The sequence below is a fragment of the Actinoallomurus sp. CA-150999 genome, assembly GCF_050942425.1.
Lineage (GTDB): Bacteria > Actinomycetota > Actinomycetes > Streptosporangiales > Streptosporangiaceae > Actinoallomurus.
Window position 1 is genome coordinate 3,266,363 of record NZ_CP192063.1, and the last position, 26,524, is coordinate 3,292,886.

23 protein-coding genes are annotated in these 26,524 nt (G+C 72.8%); 20 read left to right on the forward strand and 3 right to left on the reverse strand.

From position 1 onward, the window contains the following. Positions 1–25: 25 nt before the first annotated feature. From ACQP2O_RS15565 to ACQP2O_RS15635, 15 genes are all read left to right on the forward strand, one after another. Positions 26–223, forward strand: a complete 198-nt coding sequence (locus ACQP2O_RS15565) for a hypothetical protein (RefSeq protein ID WP_360877898.1) — start codon at positions 26–28, stop codon at positions 221–223. Further along, positions 223–3,561 carry a carbamoyl-phosphate synthase large subunit gene (gene carB / locus ACQP2O_RS15570; protein ID WP_433184769.1) on the forward strand — a complete coding sequence of 1,113 codons (3,339 nt, stop codon included), beginning with the start codon at positions 223–225 and terminating at the stop codon, positions 3,559–3,561. Before ACQP2O_RS15565 ends, carB begins: the two co-directional genes overlap by 1 nt. Further along, positions 3,558–4,436 (forward strand): dihydroorotate dehydrogenase electron transfer subunit, encoded by an 879-nt coding sequence (locus ACQP2O_RS15575; protein WP_433184772.1) that lies wholly within the window; start codon positions 3,558–3,560, stop codon positions 4,434–4,436. Before carB ends, ACQP2O_RS15575 begins: the two co-directional genes overlap by 4 nt. Further along, the gene (locus tag ACQP2O_RS15580; protein WP_433184775.1) at positions 4,433–5,449 is read left to right on the forward strand and encodes a dihydroorotate dehydrogenase; all 1,017 of its coding nucleotides are present in this window, start codon (positions 4,433–4,435) and stop codon (positions 5,447–5,449) included. The genes ACQP2O_RS15575 and ACQP2O_RS15580 overlap by 4 nt, the downstream gene beginning before the upstream one ends. After that, positions 5,446–6,144: an orotidine-5'-phosphate decarboxylase gene (gene pyrF, locus ACQP2O_RS15585; RefSeq protein ID WP_433184778.1), complete on the forward strand. Its 699-nt coding sequence runs from the start codon at positions 5,446–5,448 to the stop codon at positions 6,142–6,144. The genes ACQP2O_RS15580 and pyrF overlap by 4 nt, the downstream gene beginning before the upstream one ends. Before the next feature lie 739 nt (positions 6,145–6,883). After that, on the forward strand, positions 6,884–7,210 hold the full coding sequence (gene mihF, locus ACQP2O_RS15590) for an integration host factor, actinobacterial type (protein WP_252782942.1): 327 nt from the start codon (positions 6,884–6,886) through the stop codon (positions 7,208–7,210). Positions 7,211–7,268: 58 nt separating this feature from the next. Further along, positions 7,269–7,853, forward strand: coding sequence for a guanylate kinase (gene gmk / locus ACQP2O_RS15595; protein ID WP_433191035.1), 585 nt, complete (start codon positions 7,269–7,271; stop codon positions 7,851–7,853). A 14-nt stretch (positions 7,854–7,867) separates the two neighbouring features. Then, positions 7,868–8,134, forward strand: a complete 267-nt coding sequence (gene rpoZ, locus ACQP2O_RS15600; RefSeq protein WP_252782944.1) for a DNA-directed RNA polymerase subunit omega — start codon at positions 7,868–7,870, stop codon at positions 8,132–8,134. A gap of 134 nt (positions 8,135–8,268) precedes the next feature. Then, complete coding sequence (gene coaBC / locus ACQP2O_RS15605) at positions 8,269–9,453, forward strand: bifunctional phosphopantothenoylcysteine decarboxylase/phosphopantothenate--cysteine ligase CoaBC (protein WP_433191037.1); 1,185 nt, start codon at positions 8,269–8,271, stop codon at positions 9,451–9,453. Between the two features lie 123 nt (positions 9,454–9,576). Then, positions 9,577–10,770, forward strand: a complete 1,194-nt coding sequence (gene metK, locus ACQP2O_RS15610) for a methionine adenosyltransferase (protein ID WP_433184782.1) — start codon at positions 9,577–9,579, stop codon at positions 10,768–10,770. A 208-nt stretch (positions 10,771–10,978) separates the two neighbouring features. Next, positions 10,979–12,310 (forward strand): hypothetical protein, encoded by a 1,332-nt coding sequence (locus tag ACQP2O_RS15615; RefSeq protein WP_433184785.1) that lies wholly within the window; start codon positions 10,979–10,981, stop codon positions 12,308–12,310. 125 nt (positions 12,311–12,435) lie between these two features. After that, entirely contained in the window at positions 12,436–13,176 is a 741-nt protein-coding gene (locus ACQP2O_RS15620) for an MBL fold metallo-hydrolase (RefSeq protein ID WP_433184788.1), read from the forward strand. A gap of 435 nt (positions 13,177–13,611) precedes the next feature. After that, positions 13,612–14,826: a cytochrome P450 family protein gene (locus ACQP2O_RS15625; RefSeq protein ID WP_433184791.1), complete on the forward strand. Its 1,215-nt coding sequence runs from the start codon at positions 13,612–13,614 to the stop codon at positions 14,824–14,826. A 129-nt stretch (positions 14,827–14,955) separates the two neighbouring features. Beyond that, positions 14,956–15,153: a hypothetical protein gene (locus ACQP2O_RS15630; RefSeq protein WP_433184794.1), complete on the forward strand. Its 198-nt coding sequence runs from the start codon at positions 14,956–14,958 to the stop codon at positions 15,151–15,153. Between the two features lie 34 nt (positions 15,154–15,187). After that, positions 15,188–15,556: an MmcQ/YjbR family DNA-binding protein gene (locus ACQP2O_RS15635; RefSeq protein ID WP_433184796.1), complete on the forward strand. Its 369-nt coding sequence runs from the start codon at positions 15,188–15,190 to the stop codon at positions 15,554–15,556. Between the two features lie 149 nt (positions 15,557–15,705). Here the strand turns inward: ACQP2O_RS15635 and ACQP2O_RS15640 are convergent, their stop codons facing one another. Then, complete coding sequence (locus tag ACQP2O_RS15640) at positions 15,706–16,650, reverse strand: ABC transporter permease (protein ID WP_433184799.1); 945 nt, start codon at positions 16,648–16,650, stop codon at positions 15,706–15,708. A 136-nt stretch (positions 16,651–16,786) separates the two neighbouring features. Beyond that, entirely contained in the window at positions 16,787–17,833 is a 1,047-nt protein-coding gene (locus ACQP2O_RS15645) for a hypothetical protein (protein WP_433184802.1), read from the reverse strand. Between the two features lie 133 nt (positions 17,834–17,966). Here ACQP2O_RS15645 and ACQP2O_RS15650 point away from each other — a divergent pair, with 133 nt between their 5' ends. The 4 genes from ACQP2O_RS15650 to ACQP2O_RS15665 all read left to right on the forward strand — a co-directional run bounded on the left by ACQP2O_RS15650 (position 17,967) and on the right by ACQP2O_RS15665 (position 23,880). Further along, positions 17,967–20,858, forward strand: coding sequence for a primosomal protein N' (locus ACQP2O_RS15650; RefSeq protein ID WP_433184805.1), 2,892 nt, complete (start codon positions 17,967–17,969; stop codon positions 20,856–20,858). A 145-nt stretch (positions 20,859–21,003) separates the two neighbouring features. Next, the gene (gene def, locus ACQP2O_RS15655; RefSeq protein WP_433184808.1) at positions 21,004–21,549 is read left to right on the forward strand and encodes a peptide deformylase; all 546 of its coding nucleotides are present in this window, start codon (positions 21,004–21,006) and stop codon (positions 21,547–21,549) included. Positions 21,550–21,568: 19 nt separating this feature from the next. Next, positions 21,569–22,495, forward strand: a complete 927-nt coding sequence (fmt, locus tag ACQP2O_RS15660; protein ID WP_433184810.1) for a methionyl-tRNA formyltransferase — start codon at positions 21,569–21,571, stop codon at positions 22,493–22,495. Further along, positions 22,495–23,880, forward strand: a complete 1,386-nt coding sequence (locus ACQP2O_RS15665; protein ID WP_433184813.1) for an RsmB/NOP family class I SAM-dependent RNA methyltransferase — start codon at positions 22,495–22,497, stop codon at positions 23,878–23,880. The genes fmt and ACQP2O_RS15665 overlap by 1 nt, the downstream gene beginning before the upstream one ends. Positions 23,881–23,959: 79 nt before the next feature. On the opposite strand, the gene ACQP2O_RS15670 is transcribed toward ACQP2O_RS15665, so the two are convergent. Beyond that, entirely contained in the window at positions 23,960–25,243 is a 1,284-nt protein-coding gene (locus tag ACQP2O_RS15670) for a pyridoxal phosphate-dependent aminotransferase (RefSeq protein ID WP_433184816.1), read from the reverse strand. 129 nt (positions 25,244–25,372) lie between these two features. On the opposite strand from ACQP2O_RS15670, the gene ACQP2O_RS15675 reads away from it, so the two are divergent. Next, complete coding sequence (locus tag ACQP2O_RS15675; RefSeq protein ID WP_433184818.1) at positions 25,373–26,293, forward strand: LysR family transcriptional regulator; 921 nt, start codon at positions 25,373–25,375, stop codon at positions 26,291–26,293. Positions 26,294–26,524 lie beyond the last annotated feature (231 nt).

Consider the following 26,524-nt stretch of genomic DNA (forward strand, 5'->3'; position numbering starts at 1 on the left):
GTCGTCCCCCCGCGAGGAGGACGCAATGAGTGACGTCTCCGGCCATGAGGCCGACCACGCCTCCGACAGCGCGTCGCACGGCCACGTGCCCGTCGACCCGAACGACGCCGTCGTACGGGCCCGTCCGCCGTCTCCGCTCGCCCTCATCCTCACCGCCGCCGCAGCCGTCTTGACCGCGCTCGCCCTCGTGGCCCTCGTGGTCGCCTCCGGACAGGGAACCTGATGCCGCGCCGTACCGACCTGAAATCCGTCCTCGTCATCGGCTCGGGCCCGATCGTCATCGGCCAGGCCGCCGAGTTCGACTACTCCGGCACCCAGGCGTGCCGCGTCCTCAAGAGCGAGGGTCTGCGCGTGGCCCTCGTGAACAGCAACCCCGCGACGATCATGACCGACCCGGAGATCGCCGACGCGACGTACGTCGAGCCGATCACCCCGGAGACCGTCGAGAAGGTCATCGCCAAGGAGCGCCCCGACGCGCTGCTGCCGACTCTTGGCGGGCAGACCGCGCTCAACACCGCCGTGGCCCTGCACGAGTCCGGCGCCCTGGAGCGGTACGGCGTCGAGCTGATCGGCGCCAACGTCGACGCCATCCAGGCGGGGGAGAACCGCGAGCGGTTCAAGCAGATCGTCGCCGACATCGGCGCCGAGTCCGCGCGCAGCGTGATCTGCCACACGATGGACGACTGCCTGGCCGCCGCCGAGACCCTCGGCTACCCGATGGTCGTGCGCCCGTCGTTCACGATGGGCGGCGCCGGGTCCGGCATGGCCTACGACGAGGACGACCTGCACCGCATCGCCGGCGCGGGCCTGGCCGCCAGCCCGACCAGCGAGGTGCTGCTGGAGGAGTCGATCCTCGGCTGGAAGGAGTTCGAGCTGGAGCTGATGCGCGACCGGCACGACAACGTCGTGGTCGTCTGCTCCATCGAGAACGTCGACCCGATGGGCGTGCACACCGGCGACTCGATCACCGTCGCGCCGGCCATGACGCTCACCGACCGGGAGTACCAGCGGATGCGGGACGTCGCCATCGACGTCATCCGCGCCGTCGGCGTCGACACCGGCGGGTGCAACATCCAGTTCGCGATCGACCCGGCCACCGGCCGGATGATCGTCATCGAGATGAACCCGCGCGTGTCACGTTCCAGCGCACTGGCTTCCAAGGCGACCGGCTTCCCGATCGCCAAGATCGCCGCCCGGCTCGCCGTCGGCTACACCCTCGACGAGATCCGCAACGACATCACCGAGGAGACGCCCGCGAGCTTCGAACCGAGCCTCGACTACGTCGTGGTGAAGGCGCCGCGGTTCGCGTTCGAGAAGTTCCCCGCGGCGGACAAGACGCTGACGACCCACATGAAGTCCGTCGGCGAGGCCATGGCCATCGGCCGGTCCTTCCCCGAGGCGCTGCAGAAGGCCCTGAGGTCCCTGGAGAAGGCCGAAAGCCCCTTCTCCTGGGCTCCGGGCCCCGAGGCGCTCACGGAGGGCGAGCGGGCCGCGCAGAAGGCCGAGCTGATCGAGCGGGCCCGCCGGCCGCACGACGGGCGGCTGCGCGACGTCCAGCAGGCGCTGCGAGTGGGCGCGACCGTTGAGGAGCTCCACGAGGCGACGCGGATCGACCCGTGGTTCCTCGACCAGATCGCCTCCCTCGACGAGGTCGCCGCCGCCGTGGCGGGCGACCAGCTCGACCCGGAGGCGCTGCGCGAGGCGAAGCGGCACGGCTTCTCCGACGAGCAGATCGCCGAGATCCGCGGCACCTCCGCCGAGGTCGTCCGCGAGCTGCGGCAGGCCCTGGGCATCCGGCCCGTCTACCTGACCGTCGACACCTGCGCCGCCGAGTTCGAGGCCCGCACGCCGTACCTCTACTCGACCTACGACGAGGAGACCGAGGTGCCGCCGGGCGACAGGCCCAAGGTGATCATCCTCGGCAGCGGGCCGAACCGCATCGGGCAGGGCATCGAGTTCGACTACAGCTGCGTGCACGCCTCGTTCACGCTGACCGACGCCGGCTACGAGACCGTCATGGTCAACTGCAACCCCGAGACCGTCTCGACCGACTACGACACCTCCGGCCGGCTCTACTTCGAGCCGCTCACCCTGGAGGACGTCCTGGAGGTCGTGCACGCCGAGCAGGAGACCGGCGAGGTCGCCGGGGTCATCGTGCAGCTCGGCGGGCAGACGCCGCTCGGGCTCGCGCAGAAGCTCAAGGACGCCGGGGTGCCGGTCGTCGGCACGTCGCCGGAGAGCATCCACCTCGCCGAGGAGCGGGGCGCGTTCGGGCAGGTCCTGGCCCGCGCCGGGCTGCCCGCGCCCAAGCACGGCACCGCGACCTCGTACGAGGAGGCGGCCGCGATCGCGGCCGAGATCGGCTATCCGGTGCTCGTCCGCCCGTCGTACGTCCTCGGCGGGCGCGGCATGGAGATCGTCTACGACGAGGACACCCTGAAGTCGTACATCGAGCGCGCAGGCGGCGGGCAGTGGAACCCCGAGCACCCGGTGCTCGTCGACCGGTTCCTCGACGACGCCATCGAGATCGACGTCGACGCGCTGTACGACGGCGAGGACCTGTACCTCGGCGGCGTCATGGAGCACATCGAGGAGGCCGGCATCCACTCCGGCGATTCGGCGTGCGCGCTGCCGCCGATCACCCTCGGGCACGAGGACATCGGCCGCATCCGCGCCTCCACCGAGGCCCTCGCCCGGGAGATCGGCGTACGCGGCCTCATGAACGTCCAGTACGCCCTCGCGGCGGGCGTCCTGTACGTCCTGGAGGCCAACCCGCGCGCGTCCCGTACGGTGCCGTTCGTGTCCAAGGCCACGGCCGTGCCGCTGGCCAAGGCGGCGGCCCGCGTGATGATGGGCGAGAGCGTCGCCAAGCTGCGCGCCGAGGGCATCCTGCCCGCGACCGGCGACGGCGGGGACCTCCCGCTCGACGCGCCGATCTCGGTCAAGGAGGCGGTGCTGCCCTTCGACCGGTTCCGCACGCCGGAGGGCGTCGGCGTCGACACCATCCTCGGCCCGGAGATGCGCTCCACCGGCGAGGTCATGGGCATCGACGCGGTCTTCGGCACGGCGTACGCCAAGTCGCAGATCGCGGTGTACGCCTCGCTGCCCACCAAGGGCCGCGCGTTCGTCTCCGTGGCGAACCGGGACAAGCGAGCCATGATCTTCCCGGTGAAGCGGCTGGCCGACCTCGGCTTCGAGATCCTGGCCACCGAGGGGACGGCGGAAGTCCTGCGCCGCAACGGCGTGCGTGCCAAGATCGTGCGTAAGCACAGCGCCGGCTCCGGGCCGGATGGCGAGCCGACGATCGTGCGGCGCATTCTCGACGGCGAGGTCGACCTCATCGTGAACACCCCGTTCGGCAGCCCCGGACAGTCCGGGCCGCGGCTCGACGGATACGAGATCCGCACCGCCGCCGTCCTGCGCGGCGTGCCCTGTCTCACCACCGTCCAGGCGCTCGGCGCGGCGGTCCAGGGCATCGAGGCCATCGCCGCCGGCGTCGTCGGCGTCCGGTCGCTGCAAGAGCACGCGGAGCACCTCTGGGGTGGCAAGGAGGACAGTTGACCGACTCACCGGTCGCACCGGTCCAGGTGCCCGGAACGGTCCTGACAGTACGGCGGACCGGGGCCTACCACACGATCACCCTGGTGGCCCCGGGCGTCGCCGAGCGCTTCCGGCCGGGCCAGTTCGTCGCCCTGGCCGTCGGCGGCGACGAGTCGAGCATGCTGACGCGAAGATGCTTCTTCGTCCACGAGGTCAAGCCCGAGTACGGCGGCACCGTCGAGATCGTCTTCGCGGTGCGCGGCGCCGGCACCAAGTGGCTGGCCGCGCTGCGACCGCGTGACATCCTCGACGTCGCCGGCCCCCTCGGCCGTCCCTTTCCGCTGCCGCGCCACCCCGTGCGCTGCGTCCTCGTCGGCGAGGGGCACTCCGGGGCGGCGCTGTTCCCCCTCGCGGCCGTGCTGCGCCAGCGCGACTGCGCCCTCCACTTCGTGCTCGGCGGCGCCGACTCCGAGCACGTGTACGGCACGCGCGCGGCGCGCCGCTCCGCCGACTCCACCTCCGTCACCACCGAGGACGGCTCGCTCGGGCAGCAGGGCCGGCCCGAGGACCTGGTGGCCGCCGTCGTCGAGGAGGTCGGCGCCGAGGTCGTGTACGCCTGCGGGCCGACGGAGACCCTCCGTTCCGTCACCCGGACCGCCGCGAAGTACGACCTGCCCGCCCAGGTGGCGGTCGAGGAGCCGATGTCCTGCGGCACGGGCGTCTGCATGGCCTGCGCGCTCCCCGTGATCGACGGCGAGGGCGTCACCCACATGGCGCGCTCGTGCGTCGAGGGCCCGGTGTTCCGCGGCGAGCGGGTGCGCTGGGACGACCTCGGCACGATCCCGTTCGACGCCTACGGCGCCCCCCGCTCCGTGCTCCCCGGATCCCTCTCATGATCGACATGGCGACCCGGATCGGCGACGTCACGCTGCCGAACCCCGTCCTGACCGCGGCGGGCTGCGGCGGCACCGGCCGCGAGCTGGGCCGCTTCTTCGACGTCGGCCGGCTCGGCGCTCTGGTGACGCCGTCCATCACGCCCAGCCCGCGCGCCGGGCGCCCCGCGCCCCGGCTCACCGAGACCCCCAGCGGCGTCCTCAACGCCGCCGGGCTGCAGGGCCCCGGGATCGAGGACTTCCTGACCCGCGACCTGCCCTGGCTCGCCGAGCGGGAGGCACGCGTGATCGTCTCGATCGGGGGCGGCAGCGTCGGCGAGTACGCCGAGGTCGCCCGCCTGCTCGGCGACGCCCCCGGCGTTACGGCGATCGAGATCAACACCTCCTGCCCCAACGTGGAGGACCGGGGGTCGATGTTCGCGGCCCACCCGTCCGCCGCCGCCCGCCTCGTGCGCGCGGTGCGGGCGAGCGCGCCGCGCCGCCTCCCCGTGCTCGCCAAGCTGTCCGCGGACGTCACCGACATCGTCGGCGTGGCCATGGCCTGCGCGGACGCCGGCGCCGACGGCCTGTCGATGATCAACACGCTGCACGGCATGACCATCGACACCGACACGCTCCGCCCGCGGCTCGCCGGCGTCACAGGCGAACTGTCCGGACCCGCGATCCGCCCCGTGGCGGTCCGCTGCGTCTACCAGGTGCACGCGGCACTGCCCGAAGTGCCCATCGTCGGGATGGGCGGGATCCGGACCGGCCTGGACGCCCTGGAGTTCGTCCTCGCGGGCGCCTCGGCCGTCGCGGTGGGCACGGCGACCCTGCACGACCCGTCCGCCTGCGTACGGATCCTGCGCGAACTCGACGGGGCGTTGAAGGAGCGCGGCATCGACCGGCTCGCCGACGTCGTGGGGCTCGCCCACAAGCCGGCGGGGAGCCTCCACCGCCGCATCGACCCCAACGTCGGCCTGGCGGGCGCCGGTGGGGGCGCGACCGAGCCGATCGAACAGGAGACCACCCAGTGAACACCGCTCCCATCGCCGTCGCGCTCGACGCGGCGGACCTCGAGACCGCCGCGCGCTGGGCCGCGCTGGTCACCCCGCACGTCAGCACGGTCAAGGTCGGCCTGGAGCTGTACCTGCGGTACGGCCCGGACGTCGTCGCCAGCGTCCGCGGGGCGAGCGGAGTGCAGGTCTTCCTCGACCTGAAGCTGCACGACATCCCGGCGACCGTCGCGGGCGCCGCGCACGCGGTGGCCCGGCTGAAGCCCGCGTACCTCACCGTGCACGCCGGCGGCGGCGCCGCCATGATCCGCGCGGCCGTCGAGGCGGCCCCGCAGACCAAGATCGCCGCTGTAACGGTCCTCACGTCCCTCTCGGAGGCCGATCTGGCCGGGGTCGGGCTCACGGGTCCGGCGTCGGACGTCGTGCGCCGTATGGCCGCTCTCGCGGTCGAGGCCGGGGCCCAGGCGCTGGTGTGCTCGCCCCGCGAGGTCGCGGACGTCCGTGCGGAGGTCGGTCCCGGCATCACGCTCATCACGCCGGGCGTACGGCCGCCCGGCACCGCCACCCAGGACCAGGCGCGCGTCGCCACGCCCGAGGAGGCCCTCGCCGCCGGAGCCGATCTCCTCGTGATCGGCCGCCCCATCACGGGCGCACCGGACCCGGGCGCCGCGGCGGCGGGCATCGCAGCGGCGCTCCGGCGCACAGGAGCCGTCTGAGGCGCGTCGCTCGCCTGTTCCACGCGGGGAGGCGCTCGGGCGCGTGGGAGCCGCGTGAGGCCCGTCGCTCGGCCATCCGATGCCGGTGCTGGCGTTCTGGCGCGCGAGAGCCGTGTGAGGGCGTCGCTCGCCCGTCGTGGCGGCGGGACGCCGTCGGACCTGCCCCGCCCACGCGCGGTGTCGCCGGGCCGACACGGCAGCGCGCTGAGGCGTATCGGCCGCCTGTCCGATGCGGCGGAGGCGGACCGATGCGGGGGCTGTGTGAGGCGTGTCACTCGTTGTTCCATGCGGCGGAACCGCCAACCGAGTGGAACCGCGACCGACACGCCGCAGACGACCCCCACGCGCTTGGGCCCCTCGGCCGCATCGCGCGGGCATGCGACGCGCCCCCGCGGCGTTCGGGGCGTCCCGTGATGTGTGTCACTCACTCGTCTCGTGTCCGGCGGGGGGACGCCGGCGGATCACTCCGTCCGCACGCGCTATCGCCGGACCGACAGGGTCGCGTCGGAAGCCGCTTGACTGGCCTGTTTTCCCCTCGCAAGAAAAGCCAGGCCGTCGTACGGTTCGGGGTGTAAGAACCCCCTACTTTCAATACAGTGAGTGACCGGGGAACCCCATAGAGTAACATCTGCAACTTAATGACGGGCTATACGGGCTTTCACGTTGCTTTATGGGCCCTGAACTCGCTAGGTTCCCAAGCCGTCCGACTCAATCGAGTGGAAACACGAGGTGACCCGGCGTGGCGCTTCCGCCCCTAACCCCTGAACAGCGCGCCGCAGCCCTGGAAAAGGCTGCAAAGGCTCGCAAAGAGCGTGCCGAGGTCAAGGACCGGCTCAAGCACGGGGGTACCTCCCTCGCTGAGGTTCTGAAGGATGGGCAGGCCGACGACGTCATCGGCAAGATGAAGGTGTCGGCTCTGCTGGAGTCCCTGCCTGGTGTCGGCAAGGTCCGCGCCAAGCAGATCATGGAGCGGCTCGGTATCGCCGAGTCCCGCCGTGTGCGGGGTCTCGGTGCCAACCAGCGCGCCGCTCTCGAGCGTGAGTTCGGCGGCGGTGGAAATCGCTGACCGACTCGCCACGGGCGGGCGCGGCGGGCAGACCGCCGCGGCCGCTTCCGCCACCCCCATGGCGGGCGGCTCCATCCCGTCCAGGCGCCTGACGGTCCTCTCCGGGCCGTCCGGCGTCGGCAAGAGCACGGTCGTCGCCGAGATCCGGCGAGCCCACCCGGAGGTGTGGCTGTCGGTCTCGGTGACAACCCGTTTGCCTCGTCCTGGCGAGGTCCACGGTGTGCACTACTTCTTCGTCGACGGCGCCGAGTTCGAGCGTCTCGTCGCCGAGGGGGAGTTGCTCGAGTGGGCCGAGTTCGCGGGCAATCGTTACGGCACGCCGCGCCGCGCGGTGCTGGAGCACCTCGAAGCCGGCGTGCCGGTCCTGCTCGAGATCGACCTGCAGGGCGCCCGGCAGGTCCACGCGGCCATGCCGGAGGCGCTGTTCGTCTTCCTCGCGCCGCCGTCGTGGGACGAGCTCGTCCGCCGCCTGATCGGCCGTGGCACCGAGCCGCCCGAGGTGATCGAGCGCCGCCTCGACGCCGCCCGTACGGAGCTGGCGGCCGAGAAGGAGTTCGACGTCACACTGGTCAACACGTCGGTCCAGGACGTCTGTTCGGAGCTGGTAGCCTTGCTGGCTGCACAACCACCGAACTCCGACTAGCGGAAGGCGCAGGAGTGGCATCGAATGCCCCTGGTGCCGAAGGCATCACGAACCCGCCGATCGACGACCTGCTGAAGATCGTCGACAGCAAGTACAGCCTGGTGATCATGGGGGCCAAGCGCGCCCGCCAGATCAACGCCTACTACGCCCAGCTCGGCGAGGGCCTCCTGGAGTACGTCGGTCCCCTGGTGGAGACCCAGGTCCAGGAGAAGCCGCTGTCGATCGCGCTGCGCGAGGTCCGCGAGGGCCTGCTGCACTCCGAGGCCATCGAAGGCGCCTGAGTTGTCCTCCGGCGGCCCTGGGGCGTGTCGCGCCCTGACGGGCGGCCGTCCGCGGCGGCCGTACGGCGTCGCGGCATGCCCGGCGGAAGGGCCCGCCGGTGAGTGCGGGAGCTGACCCGGCCGGGCGTCCCCGGGTGATCCTCGGGGTCGGCGGCGGCATCGCCGCGTACAAGGTCTGCGAGCTGCTGCGGCGGCTGACCGAGTCCGGGCATGACGTCCGGGTGATCCCGACGCGTGACGCGCTGCGCTTCGTCGGCGAGCCGACGTGGGCGGCGCTGTCGGGTCAGCCCGTGGCCACGGAGGTCTGGTCGGACGTCGCCGAGGTGCCGCACGTCCGCCTCGGCCAGGGCGCCGACCTCGTCCTCGTCGCGCCGGCCACCGCCGACCTGCTGGCCAGGGCCGCGCACGGCCTCGCCGACGACCTGCTCACCAACACCCTGCTGACGGCGCGCTGCCCGGTCGTGTTCGCGCCGGCGATGCACACCGAGATGTGGGAGCACCCGGCCACGCAGGCCAACGTCGCGACCCTGCGCTCGCGCGGCTGCCTCGTGATCGAGCCGGCTGTCGGCCGGCTCACGGGCGCCGACTCCGGCAAGGGACGGCTGCCCGATCCCGACGCCCTGTTCGACGTCGCCCGCCTCGTCCTGGCGCGGGGCGGCGTCCCCGCCGACCTCGCCGGCCACCACGTCGTCGTCTCGGCCGGCGGCACCCGCGAGGCGATCGACCCGGTCCGGTTCATCGGCAACCGTTCCTCGGGCCTGCAGGGCTACGCCCTGGCGCGGACCGCGCTCGCGCGCGGCGCCCGGGTCACCCTCGTCGCCGCCAACGTGGCGCTGCCGAACCCGGCCGGCGCCGACGTCGTACGGGCCGGCTCGGCGCTCGAGCTGCGCGACGCCGTGCTCAAGGCGGCGGCCGACGCCGACGCCGTCGTCATGGCGGCCGCGGTGGCCGACTTCCGTCCGGCCGGCTACCACGACGTGAAAATCAAGAAAACGGACACCGACGAACCCGCGCCGATCGCCCTGGTCAAGAACCCCGACATCCTCGTCGAGCTCGTCGCCGCCCGCCGCCCGCACCAGGTGATCGTCGGATTCGCCGCCGAGACGAACGACGTGCTCCGCAACGGGCGGGAGAAGCTCGCCCGCAAGGGCTGTGACCTGCTGGTCGTCAACGAGGTGGGCGAGCGCCTGACCTTCGGCGCGCCCGACAACGCCGCCGTGATCCTGTCCGCCGACGGCACCTCCGTCGACGTGCCCCGGGGGTCGAAAGAAGACCTGGCCGACGAGGTATGGGACCAGGTGACAGGGCGGCTACAGTAAAGAACACGGGTCCAGCGTGGCTTGAGCGTGCCTTAATCGCCTCTGGATAGACTGCGCGTCCGATACCCGTAAGAGATCCGCTCTGCTACGTCAGTCAGCAGCCGCTGCAAGGAGTGCACCCACGTGTCACGTCGCCTGTTCACCTCCGAGTCCGTGACGGAAGGTCACCCGGACAAGATCGCAGACCAGATCAGTGACGCGATCCTCGACGCGATGCTGAAGGACGACGCGCGCAGCCGCGTCGCCGTCGAGACGCTGATCACCACCGGGCAGGTCCACGTCGCGGGTGAGGTGACCACCGAGACGTACGTGGACATCCCCGGTGTCATCCGGGAGAAGATCCTCGAGATCGGCTACGACTCCTCCAACAAGGGCTTCGACGGCCACTCCTGCGGCGTGTCGGTCTCCATCGGCGCGCAGTCGCCCGACATCGCGCAGGGCGTCGACGACGCGTACGAGACCCGCGAGGGCGAGGGCTCGGACGAGCTGGACCGGCAGGGCGCCGGCGACCAGGGCCTGATGTTCGGCTACGCCTGCCGCGAGACGCCGGAGCTGATGCCGCTGCCGATCACGCTCGCGCACCGGCTCGCCCAGCGCCTGTCCGCCGTCCGCAACAGCGGCGTGGTCCCCTACCTGCGCCCCGACGGCAAGACCCAGGTCACGATCGAGTACGACGGCGACCGCGCGGTCCGCCTCGACACGGTCGTCGTGTCCTCCCAGCACGCCCCGGACATCAGCCTCAGCGACCTGCTGTCCCCGGACATCAAGGAGCACGTCGTCGACCCGGTCGTCGCCGAGCTCGACCTCGACACCGAGGGCTACCGCCTGCTCGTCAACCCGACCGGCCGGTTCGAGATCGGCGGCCCGATGGGCGACGCGGGCCTCACCGGCCGGAAGATCATCATCGACACCTACGGCGGCATGGCCCGCCACGGCGGTGGCGCCTTCTCCGGCAAGGACCCGTCCAAGGTCGACCGCTCCGCCGCGTACGCCATGCGCTGGGTCGCCAAGAACGTCGTCGCCGCGGGCCTCGCGGACCGCTGCGAGGCGCAGGTCGCCTACGCCATCGGCAAGGCCCACCCGGTCGGCCTGTTCATCGAGACCTTCGGCACCGAGAAGGTCCCGGTGGAGCAGATCCAGAAGGCCGTGCTCCAGGTGTTCGACCTCCGCCCGGCCGCGATCATCCGCGACCTCGACCTGCTCCGCCCGATCTACTCCCAGACTGCGGCCTACGGCCACTTCGGCCGCGAGGAGCCGGACTTCTCGTGGGAGCGGACCGACCGCGCCGAGGCCCTGCAGGCGGCCTCCGGGCTCTGACCCACACGCTGCTTCACACTGCGGCCGTCCCGGATCTCCGATCCGGGACGGCCGCGTCGTTTCCGGCGCCTTAGCCGTGATCGGAGCCGTTCGGGCCCGCTCATGAGGATCTCAAGTCCGTTGAAAGCGCTTCTCAGATGCGTCTCATGCCCGGCCCATGAGCGCGAGCGATGCTGACCGGAACGTTGCCACGTGAAGGGACAGCATGATGCCTCGTATCCTCTCGGTTCTGCTCGCCGCTCCGTTCGTCGGCGCCGCGATGGTGCTCTCGGGGTGTGCGGCGAGTACGCAGCAGACGAAGGCCTCTGCGGCGGTGGCGGCCGCGCCGGGCGGCCCCGGCGGGTCCGGAGGCGGTCCCGGGTCGTCGTCCCCGAAGTACACGCCGACCGGCGCCTACACGCTCACGGGAGGCAACGCGTCGAAGACGGACACGAGGCTGTCGGCCGGCAAGGTCGACCAGTCCGCGGTCCTCGTCTCGAAGTCCGGATCGCTGACGCTGACCGACCCGGCGATCCGCAAGACCGGGAACACCAAGTCGACGGACGAGAGCAGTTTCTACGGACTGAACGCCGGTGTTCTCGCCGAGTCCGGCGGCACAGTGAAGATCTCCGGCGGTTCGGTCACGACGCGCGGAACCGGCGCCAACGGCGTCTTCGCCTACGGGTCGAAGTCGTCGATCTCGCTGTCCAACACGACGATCAAGACGGTCACCAATGAGTCCGATGGGGACGCGCACGGGGCGATGGCCAGCGGAGGCGGCAGCATCACCCTCCGGAACGTGAACATCTCCACCAAGGGCGCGCACTCGTCCGACGTCGCGACGGACCGAGGCGGAGGGACGGTGACGGTCGTCGGCGGCACGATGACCGCGGACGGCGACGGATCGCCGGGGATCTATTCGACGGGGAAGATCACGGCTACCGACGCGACGTTCACCGCGGCGAAGTCGGAGGGGGCCGTGGTGGAGGGGAGCAACTCGGTGTCGGTGAGGAACACGAAGCTGACGGGTGCCAAGAACGGCGTCATGCTCTACCAGAGTTTCTCCGGCGACGCCCAGGTGGGCACCGGGGCGTTCGTCATGGACGGCGGCTCGCTGACCGCGAAGGGCGGCGACGCATTCTTCATCAAGAACACCAAAGCGGTCGTGATCGTGAAGAACGGCGCGGTCGTCCGGCAGAGCAGCGGCAACCTCATCGACGCCGCGAGCAAGGGCTACGCGACCTTCACCGCCGACGGTGAGCGGCTGACCGGCGATGTGATCACCGACGCCTCCAGCACGGCCGCGGTCACGCTGAAGAACCATTCGACCCTGACCGGAAAGATCAACAAAGCGGCTCTGACCCTCGACTCGACGAGCACGTGGGTCGTGACGGCCGACTCGACCCTGACCGGCCTGACCGACACCGCGGGCATTTCGGGCGGCAAGGTCACGAACATCGTCGGCAACGGGCACAACGTGTACTACGACTCCGCCGCGAACAGCGGCCTCGGCGGAAAGACCTACTCGCTCGTCAACGGAGGTCAACTGATCCCGAAGTAGCCGCGAGTATCGCGCCACGGCTTTCCCGTTCGTGCCCGCGTGGCCGCCCTGGATCTCGGATCCGGGGCGGCCGGTCGTTCCAGTGCGTGGCCTCGGTCATCGGCCCCGCCGGTAGAGTCCTCGCCGTGGAGATCACCGTACTGGGCGGGTGCGGCGCGTGGCCGACCGCCGGAGCGGCGTGCAGCGGGTTCCTGGTGGAGCACGACGGGCATCGGCTGCTGCTGGACCTCGGGTACGCGACAGTGCCCGAACTGTTCCGGCACGTCACGGCCGACCAGGTCGACGCGGTGGTCATCAGCCACGGGCACCCGGACCACTGCGCGGACCTCAACCCGCTCCTGCGGGCCCGCGGCCTGGCCGCGGAGCCGGTCCCGGCGCTGCCGGTGTACGCGCTGCCCGGCGCCCTGGACGCGGTGCTGGCGCTGGACCGCCCGGGAATGCTCGACCACGCCCTGGCACTGCGGGAGTTCTCCGCCGGTGACCGCCTGAGCATCGGGCCGTTCACCGTCGACACCCGGCTGCTCCCGCACTGGGTGCCCAACGCGGGGGTACGGGTGACCGCCGGCGGAAAGGTCCTCGCCTACACCGGCGACACCGGCCCGAGTCCGGAGGTGGTCGAACTCGCCTGGGACGCCGACCTGCTGATCGCCGACGCGACCTATCCGGAGGTCGTACCGCCGGAGGACGCGGCCTTCCTCACCAGCGCCAGGCAGGCGGCGCGCCAGGCCGCCGACGCGGGCGCCGCCCGTCTGATGCTCACCCACCTGTGGCCCGGCACTCCGCCCGAGACCGCACGAGAGGCCGCTCTCCGGGAGTTCACCGGCCCGGTGACGGTCGCCGCGAGGGACGCCGGGCTGAGCCTCTGAGACGGTCGGCCCGAGCGGTGGCGGTCCAGGGCCGCGAAGCTTGAGGTCGGTCTCCGGCGGGCAGGTCCAAGGGCGTACGGGCGGTGCGCTTCTGGTCCCGTACGGCCGCGTGAGCTGAGTCTCTGAGACGGCCGTGGCGGTCCCGGGCGACGCGCCCGTGGTCGCGAACGCGAAGCTTGACGCTGGTTCCGGCGGGCAGGTCCAAGGGCGTACGGGCGGTGCGCTTCTGGTCCCGTACGGCCGCGTGAGCTGAGTCTCTGAGACGGCCGTGGCCGTCCCGGGCGACGCGCCGGTCGCAGTCGCGAACGCGAAGCTTGAGGCCGGTTTCCGGTGGGCAGACCCAAGGGCGTACGGGCGGTGTGTACGGCCGCGTGAGCGGAGGCGCGGCCCGGACGGCGGACGTCGCCGCCGTCGTGACCGGTTCGGGGGTACCGGATGCGTGAGCCGATCGTTCTGCCGCATGAGGATCCGGCCTTCGTGGCCGACCCGTTCCCGCTCTATCGCCGGCTCCAGGAGGACGGCCCGGTCCGCCGGATCGTCACCGTGGGCGGGCTGGAGGCGTGGCTGGTGACCCGCTACGGCGATGCCCGGGAGGCGCTCACGGATCCTCGCCTGACCAGTGATCTCCGCGGTGCCACGGACCCTCGGCTCCTGGAGCAGTTGCCGTCCGCGGAGCGGAGCTCCGCGATGCGCAGCCTGATCCGCCTCGACCCGCCCGATCACACGCGGCTGCGCCGTCTCGTGTCGACGGCGTTCACGGCCCGCCGGGTGGCGGAACTCGAACCACGCGTGCAGGAGATCACGGATCGGCTGCTCGACGCGGTCATCCCGGCCGGGCGGGCGGACCTGATCGAGGATTTCGCCCTGCCGCTGCCGGTCACAGTGATCAGTGAGTTGCTCGGCGTGCCCCTGACGGACCGGGATCGCTTCCAGGCGTGGACGAACGTCCTGCTCGCCTCGCGCCCGGACCGGTCGGCCATGGCGGCGACGGAGCGGGCGTGGGGGCAGATGTGGTCCTATCTGGAAGGGCTCCTGGCGGCCAAGCGGGCGGACCCCGCCGACGATCTGCTCGGCGCATTGATCACCGCCCGGGACCAGGACGAGCGGCTCGATGAGGGCGAGCTGGTGGCGATGGCCTTCCTGTTGCTGGTCGCCGGCTACGTCACCACGGTCAATCTGATCGGCAACGGCATCGCGGCGTTGCTCACCCACCCCGGCCAGCTGAAGCTCCTTCGCGACGATCCGGGTCTTCTCCCGGGTGCCGTCGAGGAGTTCCTGCGATACGACGGCCCGGTGAACCCGGGCATCCTGCGCGTCGCGGCGAAGGACCTGGAGATCGGCGGAGTGGCCGTTCCCCGGGGCGCGACCGTCATCATCGCCACCGCGGTCGCCGACCGCGACCCGGCGGAATTCCCTGAGGCGGACCGTCTCGACGTCGCACGAGCTGGCAACGCCCACCTGGCGTTCGGGCACGGCATGCACTACTGCCTCGGTGCGCCGCTGGCCCGGCTGGAGGGACGGATCGCCATCGGGACGGTGCTGCGGCGACTCGACGATCTCGCCCTCGCCGTGCCGTACGGAGAACTGCCCCGGCAGATCGGCGGACTGCGCGGGCTTGAGCACCTGCCGATCACGTTCACGGCGGCCTGAGAGCCGCGAGGCAACGAAACAATTTTTCACGTTTTGGAATATTCACGAATGATCTTGCGCTAGGGGATACGAGGGATACACGCCGCCTTCCGATGAGCGTGTGTCATCGCGAACCCCTGGAGGTCATCTGTGAACAACAGCATCCCCCAGCGCAGGACCCGGGCCGCGAGCCCCCGGCAGCACCTGGTGCGGTCGCACTCGCTGCGGGCCCTCGCCGTGGCCGCCCGGCTCGAACGCCATCACGCCCCGGCGGGACCGCCGGGCCGGGCCCGTACGGAGGAGGCCCCCGACGAGATGGAGCTGACCTGCTCCGCGCCGGACTGCTGAGCCGTACGCGGCCGTGGGGAGGGGACGGGCGGGGATGGTCACGGTCGAGGACGTACGGCGCGTGGCATCGACGTTGCCGCGCACCGAAGAGCACCTGATCAGGGACCGCATCAAGTTCCGCGTCGGCAAGATCGTCTACCTCGCGTTCTCCCGCGACGAGACGGAGATGGGCTTCGCGTTCCCCAAGGAGGAACGCGAAGCCCTCATCGCCGCGGAGCCGGAGAAGTTCTTCATGCCCCGGCTCTCCGACCAGCGCTTCAACTGGGTCGAGGTCCGCCTGGCCGCCCTCGACGAGGACGAGATGCGCGAGCTCGTCGAGGAGGCCTGGCGCATGGTCGTGCCCAAGCGCGTCGCCGCCGCACGGCTCGGACCGGCCCCGGCCACCGGCACTCGCCGGCGGTGACCGGGGCGCCGGCGGACCGGCCGGCCGGGAGCCGAGGTTCCCATCCTGGAGCTACTCGACCCCGAGATCGGTCTCGGCTCGCCGCGGCAAATGACCCACGCCGGCCGCGGGCCTGGTAGGGCCGACTCGCTCTCGGTGACGTCGACGGTTCAGCCGAGCTGTACGCGGGGGTCGAGGACGCAGTAGACGATGTCGACGGCGACGTTCGCGAGCACCGTGAAGAACGCGCCGATCAGCACGACGGCCATGATGACCGGGAGGTCACCACTGATCATCGATCGCGTGGTCAGCTGACCGAGCCCCTGCAGGCCGAACACCGACTCGGTGACCAGCGCGCCGCTCATCACCATGCCGGCGTCGACGCCGAACTGCGTGACGACGGGAGTCAGCGCCGCCCGGAGACCGTGCCGGAAGATGACGCGATGTTCGGCCAGGCCCTTGGCGCGTGCGGTGCGGATGTAGTCCTCGTCGAGCACGTCGAGCAGCGCCCCCCGGGTCAACCGGGTGTAGACGGCCGCCTGCGCGATCGCGAAGGTCGCCCAGGGCAGGATCAGGTGTTCGCACCATCGCACCGGATTCTGTCCGATGGGGACGTAGCCGCTCTGCGGAAAGATCGGCAGTGCCGCGGTGAACAGATAGAGCAGCGTCATCGCGACGATGAACGCGGGTACCGAGATGCCGAGCAGAACGCCGACCGCGATCCCGCGGTCGAGGAGCGTCTGCGCCCGCCTGGCGCTGGCGACTCCGCACACCAGGCCCACGAGCAGCCACAGAGCGGACCCTCCGGCCGCCAGGGAAACGGTGACGGGAAGGGCGTCTTTGATCAGGTCGTTGACCGGAGTTCGCGTGGCGTACGAGTAGCCGAAATCGCCCTCGAGCGTTCGGGTGAGAAAGTGCCAGTACTGCACCGGTATCGGATCGTCCAGGCCCATCCGGTGCCTGAGCAGGGCGAGCGTCTGAGGCGTGGCCAGCTTGCCGGCGAAGCGGGTGGCCGGATCGCGAGAGGTGGCGAAGAAGACGATGAAGACGCCCGTCGTGACGATCCAGAGGACTAACCCGCCGGTCAGGATTCGGCGGACCACGAAACGGATCACCCGCGCCAACCTACGGCATCGACGCCGGTTCCGATCAAGCCTCCGGCGGCTCGTGGCGATGCCGGAGGACGATCCAACGCCATGAGAAGAGCCCGGCGGCGACCTACGGCGCGTGGGTGCCGCCGCGTACCGAAGGTCAGCCCTCCCCGGGTGCGAGGTGCTCGCCGGTGACGGGGAGCAGCGCGGCGGCCCGTTCGGCGGCGAATCGCGGGCATCGCACGGCGGCCTCGTCCACCGTCATTCCCTTCTCCTCGCCCGGGTCGTGCAGCGCCCGCGCGAGCCGTGGCCATTCCCTGGCCTCCACGGCGATCTCCGGGTGTCCGTCGGAATGCGGGCACGGTGCGGCGAGCGGGGCCTGATCCACCGACTCGAGCGCCCGGTGGTAGAGCTCGGCCGTCGTCGCGGGGACCGCCTCCCACGTGGCGTTCCGCACGGCGAAACCGACCGTGAGCAACAGCGGAAGCCGCTCCTCCACGGGGGCGCCATGGGCCAGCCGGTGGGCGGCCAGGACACTGGCCTTCTCCGTCAGCCCGGGAGAGCCGCCGTAGTACGCGTCGCCGGCGTCGCGGGTCAGACGAGAGATGTCGAGCCGGCCGTCGGGCCTCCGGTAGACGTTCTCCAGGGCGTCGATGTCCGGGGGACCGAACAGCTCGTCCCGCCCATCACGAAGCGTCGCCAGCGTGCTCGCGGCGATGCCGCGGAGGAACCCGGGGCAGGACCAGCCGGCGCGTTCCTCCGCGCCCTCGGCGAAGTCCGTCCCGTAGTAGTCCTTCCACTCCTCCTCGTCGTAGAGCGGCAGGATCAGGGACACGATCGTGTCGGCACTCTCGTCCGTCAGATCGGGATGGCCCTCGCCTCCGGGGTGCGGGCAGGCGCCCGCCTCGTAGGCGGCCGCCGCACGCTCCACGGCCTCGATCATCGAGCCGACGACCTCGGGATCGTCGATCCGCCCCGACACGGCGTACCAGGACGCCGCGTGCAGGGCGAGCAGGAGACCGGGCGCATCGTCGCGGCCCGAGTGCCCGGCGTCCTCCACCCTGGTCTGCAGATCCCACGCGGCGACCTGCAGGACGGAGGCGGGATCGCAGTACGGGTAGTCGCACACGATCCCGTCGAGGTCCCGGCACAGATCCGCGAAGTCGATCCGGTCGGCAACGGTCTCGGTCGTCTGCTCTGAATCCATGATCGGTGTGACGAGCCGGCCGGATCACGGGTTCCCGCCGGTCCGCGGCGGCGTCGGTGTCCATGCGATCTGGTAGGACGGGGGAGTGGCGAACGACGGCGGGGGGCCCGGGACCACTCCCCAGATCCCCGGGATGGACGACGTGACGGCCGTCGTCTCCGAGGCGGCCCCGCGCGCCGGACGCAAGAAGGCGTCGCGGAAGGGCGCGCGGCGGCCCGCGGAGACGCTGAAGGTCGCGAGGGTCGCCGTCGACATGTCCCTGCCCCACCTGGACCGGCCGTTCGACTACCTGGTCCCGTCCGACCTGGACGAGAAGGCCGTGCCGGGCTGCCGGGTACGGGTGCGGTTCGCCGGTCAGCTGGTCGACGGCTTCCTGCTCGAACGCGTCGAGGAGAGCGACCACGACGGGCGGCTGTCCTTCGTCGATCGCGTCATCTCACCTGAACCGGTGCTGACCCCGGAGATCGCCGCGCTCGCCCGCGAGGTGGCCGACCGCTACGCCGGCACCCTCGCCGACGTCCTCCGCCTCGCCGTCCCGCCCCGGCACGCCCGTGTCGAAGCCGAGCGGAGGCCCGCTGTGGCGGAGGCCACCGTCCGGATCCCGGGAGGGGCCCGGAAGGCGGCCGCCACGGAGGCCGACGATGCCGGGCAGGGCACTGCTCCGGCGGGGGAGGAGGCCGGCGGCGCCGAGGGGGGCACTGCCGAGGCTGAGGTGAGCAGTGCTGGACGGAGCGCGGACCCGGAGCGGGAGGTGGCCGGTCCCGAGACCGGCGGCGCGGAGCGGGGCACGGAGCCGGCGAGGGGCGCGGCCGACGATCAGGCCGGTGCCATGGACGGAGGCGCCGGTGGCGATGCCGGCGCTCTGGGCGTGGGCGCGGATGCCGGAGGCGGGAGCGGCGGCACGGGCCAGGGCGCGGACGCCGAAGGGGATGCGTCCGGGACGGAGGGCGACCGGACCGGTCGGGAAAGCGCCGCGACACTGAGCGAGCGGGTCGATCAAGTGGCGGGCGGCGCGGGTCGGGCGGTGCCCGAGGGGGAAGGCCGGTTGGCGGGTGGCGGTGCGGGTCTGGTGGCGCCTGGTACCGCGGGTGGGGCGGTGCCCGAGGGGGAAAGCGGGACGGCGGGCGACGGTGCGGATGCCGTGGGCCGGAGCGGCGGCTCGGGCCGCGGCGCGGACGCCGTCGGAGACGCGGTCGAAGCGGAGGCGGGCGGCGGCGAGCCGCGCGCTGAGGAGGGACAGCAGGCGCGCGGCGTCGGATCGCGTGCCGACGTGGGGCGGGAGGCGGAGGACCCCGGGCCACGTGCGGAGCGGGAGACGCCTGGAACGGAGAGCGGATCGGCCGGTCGGGCCGCGTCGGAGGCGGAGAGCGACCCGGTCGAGCGGGCGTCCTCCGGGTCGGAGAGCGACGCCGCCGTTCAGGCGGCGTCCGAGCGGCGGAGCGGGACGGCGAGTGGTGGGGCCGGTCAGAGGACGGCCGCGCCCCTCGACCCGGGGCCGTGGGAGGCCTATCGGGCGGGTCCGTCCTTTCTCGCGGCGCTGACGGCGGGGCGTGCTCCCCATGCCGTCTGGACCGCCCTCCCCGGAACGGACTGGACCGCCTTCGTCGCCCGTGCCGCCCGTGCCACGCTCGACGGCGGGCAGGGGGTCCTGATCGTGGTCGCCGACGGCCGGGAGGTGGCGCGGGTCGACGCGGCCCTGCGGGCGGAGGAGGGCGTGGAGGGGCACGTCGCGCTCACCGCCGAGCTCGGTCCGGCCGAGCGCTACCGCCGCTGGCTCACCGTTCTGCGCGGTGAGGTGAAGGTCGTCGTGGGCACGCGCGCCGCGATGTTCGCGCCAGTGCGCGACCTGGGGCTCGTGGTGCTGTGGGACGACGGGGACGACGTCCACGCCGAGCCGCACGCCCCGTACCCGCACGCCCGCGAGGTCCTCGCGCTGCGCGCCCACCGGGCCGGCGCCGGTGCCCTCATCGGCGGGTTCACGCGTACGACGGACGCCACCCAGCTCGTCGAGACCGGCTGGGCGCACGCCCTCGTCCCGGACCGGGACCGGCTGCGCCGGTCGATGCCGTACGTCCGGCCCGCCGGTGACGACGCCGAGCTCGCCCGGGACGAGGCGGCCCGCACGGCGCGACTGCCGCACCTGGCGTTCCGGGCGGCCCGGCAGGGCCTCGAGACGGGTCCGGTGCTCGTCCAGGTGCCACGACGCGGCTACGTGCCCGCCCTGGCCTGCGCCCGCTGCCGTGGCCCGGCGCGCTGCCCGGAGTGCGAGGGGCCGCTCGCCCTGACCTCGGGGCACGCGGCGCCGTACTGCCGGTGGTGCGGGCGGATCGCCGGGATGTGGCGCTGCCCGGAGTGCTCGAGCCCGCACGTCCGGGCAGTGGTGGTCGGGGCGCGGCGCACCGCCGAAGAGCTCGGCCGGGCCTTCCCGGGCGTGCCGGTCCGCACCTCGGGGCGGGACGGCGTGCTGGACTCGGTGGGCCCCGAGCCGGCGCTCGTCGTCGCCACTCCGGGCGCCGAGCCGGTGCCCGCCGACGGCTACGCCGCGGCGCTGCTGCTCGACGGCTGGGTGCTGCTCGGCCGCGCCGACCTGCGGGCGGGGGAGGAGGCGATGCGCCGCTGGACCGACGCCGCCGCCCTCGTACGCTCCGGCGGCCCCGTCATCGTGCTCGCCGACGGCGCCCTCACACCCGTGCAGGCGCTGATCCGCTGGGACCCGGTGACGTTCGCCGAACGCGAGCTCGCCGAACGCCGCGAGCTCGGCTTCCCGCCCGCCGTGCGCATGGCGTCCCTGACCGGGAGCCCGCAGGCCATCCGCGAGCTGGTGGAGGCGGCCGGGCTCCCGCCCGACGCGGAGGTGCTGGGGCCGGTCGAGGTCGGCGACGGCCAGGAACGCGCGCTCGTCCGGGTCGACCGCGCCCGGGGCGTGGCCCTGGCGCGATGCCTCAAAGCGGCCCAGGCCGCGCGCAGCGCGCGCAAGGCCGCCGACGTCGTCCGGGTTCAGGTCGATCCGCTGGAGCTGATCTGACTGTCCGGGTCGCACGGAGTGCCGCAGGGCGGCCGAGGTCGTACGGGTCCAGATCGATCCGCTGGAGCTGATCTGAGCGCTTCCGGTGTCCGGACGTCCGTAGACTGAGGTGTTCAAGCCCCAGAACGTCGAAACGGAGCCGTACGTGGCAGTCAAGCCCATCCGCCTCTTCGGTGACCCGGTCCTGCGGACCCCGGCGGATCCGGTCAAGGACTTCGACAAGGAGCTCCGGACGCTCGTCAAGGACCTGTCCGACACGATGCTCGAGGCCCCGGGCGTCGGGCTGGCCGCGCCCCAGCTCGGGGTGGGCCTGCGGGTCTTCACGTACTACGTCGACGACCAGCTCGGCCACGTCGTCAACCCCACCCTCGACCTGTCGGATGATCAGGAGGAGGGCGACGAGGGCTGCCTGTCGCTGCCCGGCCTGGTCTTCCCGACGAAACGCGCCATCGGCGTGGTCGCCAAGGGCTTCAACATGTACGGCGAGCCGATCGTGCTGGAGGGCACCGACCTGCTGGCCCGTTGCGTCCAGCACGAGACCGACCACCTGGACGGCATCATCTTCATCGACCGGCTCGACCAGGAGCAGCGCAAGGCCGCGATGAAGGCGATCCGCGAGGCCGAGTGGTTCGGTGAGCCGAAGCCCATCGTCAAGGAGTCGCCGCACAGCACGTTCGGCAAGGCTCTGTGAGCGCGGACGGAGACCGCTAGTGCGCCTGGTATTCGCCGGAACGCCGGAGACCGCGGTGCCCGCCCTGGCGGCGCTGCTGGAGTCCCGGCACGAGGTCGTCGCCGTCGTCACCCGGCCCGACGCGCCCGCCGGGCGCGGGCGCCGGCTGACGCCGAGCCCTGTCGCCCAGAAGGCGGCCGAGGCGGGCGTCGAGGTGCTCAAGCCCGCGAAGGTGAAGGAGCCGGAGTTCCTCGACCGGCTGCGTGAGATCGCGCCGGACTGCTGCCCGGTCGTCGCGTACGGCGCGCTCATCCCGCGTTCGGCGCTGGACATCCCGCGGCACGGCTGGGTCAATCTTCACTTCTCGCTGCTGCCCGCCTGGCGCGGTGCGGCGCCCGTGCAGCACGCCGTGCTGCACGGCGACGACATCACGGGCGCGGCGACGTTCCAGATCGAGGTGGACCTCGACACGGGGCCGGTGTACGGCGTCGTCACCGAGCCGATCCTGCCCGAGGACACCAGCGGCGACCTGCTCGGCCGCCTGGCGCTGACCGGCGCGCACCTGCTCGTCGCGACGATGGACGGCATCGAGGACGGCAAGCTAGAGCCCCGCCCGCAGCCCGCCGACGGCGTCTCGTACGCCGCGAAGCTCACCCCGGACGACGCCCGCGTCGACTGGAGCAGCGCCGCCCTGCACGTCGACCGGCGGATCCGCGCCTGCACGCCGGCGCCGGGGGCCTGGACGACGTTCCACGGCGAGCGACTGAAGCTGGGCCCGGTCCGGCCCGCACCGGACGCCGAGCCGCTCGCCCCGGGCCGGCTGCGCGCTTCAAAGCACGAGGTCTTCGCCGGAACCGGCACCCATCCGGTGCTGCTCGGGCAGGTCCAGCCGCAGGGCAAGCAGCGCATGGACGCGGCGGACTGGGCGCGCGGCGTGCACCCGACCGACGAGGACGAGCTGATCTGATGCCTCCCCGGCATTCCCACCGCACCCCCGCACCGGGGGCGAGCCGTCGTCCCGCGCAGCGTCCACGCCGTCCGCGCGACCCCGTGCGCCGCACCGCGTTCGACGTCGTCCAGGCGGTCGACGACCGCGACGCGTACGCCAACCTGCTGCTGCCGTCCCTGCTGCGCGAGCGCGGCCTGACCGGCCGCGACGCGGCGCTGGCGACCGAGCTGACCTACGGCACCCTGCGCGGGCGCGGCACGTACGACGCCATCCTCGACGTGTGCAGCGACCGCCCGGTGGCCAAGATCGATCAACCGCTGCTCAACGTCCTGCGGCTCGGCGCCCACCAGCTGCTGCGCACCCGCATCCCGGCGCACGCCGCCGTCGGCACGACCGTCGACCTGGCCCGGTCGGTGGCCGGCCCCGGCCAGGCGAAGTTCGCGAACGCGGTGATGCGCAAGGTCGCCGCCCGCGACCTGGACGCCTGGCTGGCCATCGTGGCGCCCGAGAACGAGACGGCCCGCCTCGCGGTCGTGCACAGCCATCCGCGCTGGATCGTGAACGCGCTGCGCGACGCCGTCGGGCCGGCCGAGATCGAGGCGCTCCTCGCCGCCGACAACGACCGGCCCCGGGTCACGCTGGTCGCCCGGCCCGGCCGCGCGACCGTCGAGGAGCTCGGCGGCGAGCCCGCCGCGTACTCCCCGTACGCCGCCTACCTGGCCGAAGGCGACCCCGGCGCGATCCCCGCGGTCGCCGAGGGCCGCGCGGCGGTCCAGGACGAGGCCAGCCAGCTCGTCGCCCTCGCCCTCGTCCGCGCCGAGCTCGACGGCCCCGACCGCCGCTGGCTCGACCTGTGCGCGGGCCCGGGCGGCAAGGCCGGCCTGCTGTCGGGCCTGGCGGGCGAGCGCGGCGCGCACCTGCTCGCCTGCGACGTCCAGCCGCACCGCGCCCGCCTCGTCGCGGGCAGCGTCGACGCGGCGGGCGCCACCGCCGTGGTGGACGGCACCCGGCCCGCCTGGCGACCGGGCTCGTTCGACCGCGTGCTCGTCGACGCTCCGTGCACCGGCCTGGGAGCGCTGCGCCGCCGCCCGGAGGCGCGCTGGCGGCGCGGCCCGCAGGCGGTCGCCGAGCTCGGCCCGCTGCAACGGCGGCTGCTCACCTCTGCGCTGGAGTCGGTACGCCCCGGCGGCGTCGTCGCGTACGTCACCTGCTCACCGCACCTGGCCGAGACCAGGGTCGTCGTCGACGACGTGCTACGCGACCGCGACGACGTCGAACGCCTGGACGCCCCCGCCCACCTCACGGAGGTGCCGGACCTGGGCGACGGCCCGTACGCGCAGTTCTGGCCGCACCGGCACGGCACCGACGCGATGTTCCTCGCCCTGCTCCGCCGCCGCGCCTGACCCAGAGGCGGGTTTGAGCGCCGTGGGTCACCCGGCCCGGGCCGCGCCCGCCTGGGGGCGTCGGCCCGGGCGCGCGACGTCAGGCGGAGATCGGGACCGGCTCGCGGACGCTTGAGGACAGGTCCGTGAGCACCTCGGTGGCACGCTCCAACGCGTCCGCGATCCAGGGCAGCGTGAGCGGGTCCGGGGTGAGGAGCGCGGCCTCGCGCTCCTCGTGGGTCTCGCCGTACAGCAGGCTGGTCGCGACGCGGAGGCGCAGCGCCTCAGGATGGTCGCCGAACGCGCTTCCCGGCAGGACGCCGACGCCGTACTCGTCGAGGAGGAACTCCGCCAGGTCCGTGTCCGTCTTGACGCCGAACCGGTCGCCGAGATCCGCGAACGCCGGTTCGTCGAGGCTCGGATAGCAGTAGAAGCCGCCCTGCGGCATCGCCACGCGCGCCCCGGCGTCGGCGAACCGCTCAGCCACCGCGGTCGCCACCGTGGCGTGCAGCCGCCGGCTCGCCGCGATCCGGTCGACGATCTCCGCCGGCTCGCGGAAGGCGTAGGCGGCCGCCTCCTGAACGGGGCCGGAGGCGCTCGACCAGATCTCGCTCGCGACGGCGGCGAGCCGGTCCCGCAGGCCACTGAGCTCCTCCGGCAGCAGCGCCACGCCGATGCGCCAGCCGCCGAGCGCGAGGCTCTTGCTCAGCGCCGTGGTGATCACCGTCCGCTCCGGCGCGACCCGCGCCGGGGACGGGAACCCGGCCCCCTGGTCGAAGACGAGGTCGCGGTAGATCTCGTCGGCGATGATGATCAGGTCCAGCGCGCGGGCGGCCTCGCAGAGCCGGCGTACGGTCTCGGGACGGGCCAGGGTGCCCGTCGGGTTGTCGGGGATGGTGACGACGACGCTGCGGACGGGCTGCCCGGCGGCGCGGGCGCGCGCCACGACCTCCGGCAGGGCGTCGGGGTCGGGCACCCCGCCCTCGCCGGGCCGGGTCGCGACGAAGATCGGTTCGGTGCCCATCAGGCGTGTCTGCGCGGCGTAGCTGACCCAGCTGGGGCGCGGGACGACGACGCTGCCGCCGATCGCGAGCAGCAGGGCGTACAGGAGCGGTTTGCTGCCGGGGCCGGCGACCACCAGGTCGGGGTCCGCGCGCAGCCCGCGACGGCGCCAGTAGCCCGCGGCCGCGCCGCGCAGGGCGGCACTGCCCGCGACAGGGCCGTACGCGCCACGGCCCGCGGCGGCGGCGAGCTCGCGTTCGAGCGACGGGTGGACGTTCAGGCCGGCCTCGCCGAATGCGAGGGGCAGCACCGGCAGGCCGGCCCGTCGTCTGTCTTCGAGCGCCTCGTTGGCGGCAAGAGTCGCGGATACTGCGACTGGCATCTTCGCTCCTGATGGATGCGGGGCGTTTGTGTGAGGTGTTGTTCGCGGCGCGCCGTACTCCTCAATCGTCGAGTCTCGCGGTGCATCATCACAAGCGAGGCTTTCCGCTGCTATGCATAAGATGAGCTTATGCTTGACGTCCGGCGGCTCCGGCTGCTGCGTGAGTTCGCCGAGCGCGGCAGCATCGCCGCGACGGCGAAGGCCCTGGGCTACACCCCGTCGGCGGTCTCCCAGCAACTCGCCGTGCTCGAGCGCGAGATCGGCACGGCGCTCCTCGACCGCACCGCCCGCAGCGCCGAACTGACCGATGCCGGACGCCGGCTCGCCGGCCACGCCGAGCGCATCCTCCGGATGATCGAGTTCGCCGAGGCGGACATGGCCGAGCCGGAGCCGTCCGGGCACGTGGTCCTGACCGCCTTCCCCACGGCGGCGATCGCGTTCGCCCCCGCCCTCGCGCACAGCCTGCGCCGCCACTCGGGCCTGACGTTCCAGCTCCGCCAGAGCTCCGGGGACGGGCTGCCCCAGGTGCGGTCCGGCGAGGTCGACGTCGCGCTGATCGACGACTGGACGGGCCGGCTCCCCACCCGCGGGGGCGGCAGCCTGCGCTTCTCGCTGCTGATGCACGACCCGCTCGTCCTCGTCGTGCCCGCCGACCACTGGGCGGCCGACCCGGCCGTCTCGCTCGATCTGCGGCGGCTTCGCGAGGAGCCCTGGATGGCGGCCCCGCCCGGTGAGCCGTCACGGCAGGCGTTCGACCGGCTCCTGGCCGACGTCGGCGGCGCCCCGTCGGTGCCGTGGGAGTTCGAGGGGCTCGGCACGATCCTCGGCCTGGTGGCCCGGGGCGTCGGCATCGCCGCCATCCCCAGTCTCGCCCTCACCACCGACGTTTCGGGGATCGCCGTACGCCGGCTGCCCCGGGCGATGACCCGCTACGTCTACGCGGTCGTGCGCACGGCGAGCGTACGCCGCCCCTCGGTCGCGGTCACCGTCCAGGCGCTGAAGTCCGCCGCGGCCGCCGTGGACGTCGACCGCGTCGACCGACGGCGCTGACGGCGGACACGGCCGGGCACCGAGGACGGCGCGGCACACGGCTGACACGGTCGGGGGTCGAGGACGGCGCGGCACACGGCTGACACGGTCGGGGGTCGAGGACGGCGCGGCACACGGCTGACACGGTCGGGGGTCGAGGACGGCGCGGCACACGGCTGACACGGTCGGGGGTCGAGGACGGCGCGGCACACGGCTGACACGGTCGGGGGTCGAGGACGGCGCGGCACACGG

Excerpts from the sequence above, each read along its gene's own strand:
- gmk (WP_433191035.1), top strand. The coding sequence starts at position 7,269 with ATGGCGGGCGGCTCCATCCCGTCCAGGCGCCTGACGGTCCTCTCCGGG.
- ACQP2O_RS15675 (WP_433184818.1), top strand. The coding sequence starts at position 25,373 with ATGCTTGACGTCCGGCGGCTCCGGCTGCTGCGTGAGTTCGCCGAGCGC.
- carB (WP_433184769.1), top strand. The coding sequence starts at position 223 with ATGCCGCGCCGTACCGACCTGAAATCCGTCCTCGTCATCGGCTCGGGC.
- ACQP2O_RS15645 (WP_433184802.1), bottom strand. The coding sequence starts at position 17,833 with ATGGATTCAGAGCAGACGACCGAGACCGTTGCCGACCGGATCGACTTC.
- ACQP2O_RS15580 (WP_433184775.1), top strand. The coding sequence starts at position 4,433 with ATGATCGACATGGCGACCCGGATCGGCGACGTCACGCTGCCGAACCCC.
- ACQP2O_RS15625 (WP_433184791.1), top strand. The coding sequence starts at position 13,612 with ATGCGTGAGCCGATCGTTCTGCCGCATGAGGATCCGGCCTTCGTGGCC.
- ACQP2O_RS15650 (WP_433184805.1), top strand. The coding sequence starts at position 17,967 with ATGGACGACGTGACGGCCGTCGTCTCCGAGGCGGCCCCGCGCGCCGGA.
- ACQP2O_RS15635 (WP_433184796.1), top strand. The coding sequence starts at position 15,188 with ATGGTCACGGTCGAGGACGTACGGCGCGTGGCATCGACGTTGCCGCGC.
- ACQP2O_RS15670 (WP_433184816.1), bottom strand. The coding sequence starts at position 25,243 with ATGCCAGTCGCAGTATCCGCGACTCTTGCCGCCAACGAGGCGCTCGAA.
- ACQP2O_RS15665 (WP_433184813.1), top strand. The coding sequence starts at position 22,495 with ATGCCTCCCCGGCATTCCCACCGCACCCCCGCACCGGGGGCGAGCCGT.
- ACQP2O_RS15565 (WP_360877898.1), top strand. The coding sequence starts at position 26 with ATGAGTGACGTCTCCGGCCATGAGGCCGACCACGCCTCCGACAGCGCG.
- ACQP2O_RS15615 (WP_433184785.1), top strand. The coding sequence starts at position 10,979 with ATGCCTCGTATCCTCTCGGTTCTGCTCGCCGCTCCGTTCGTCGGCGCC.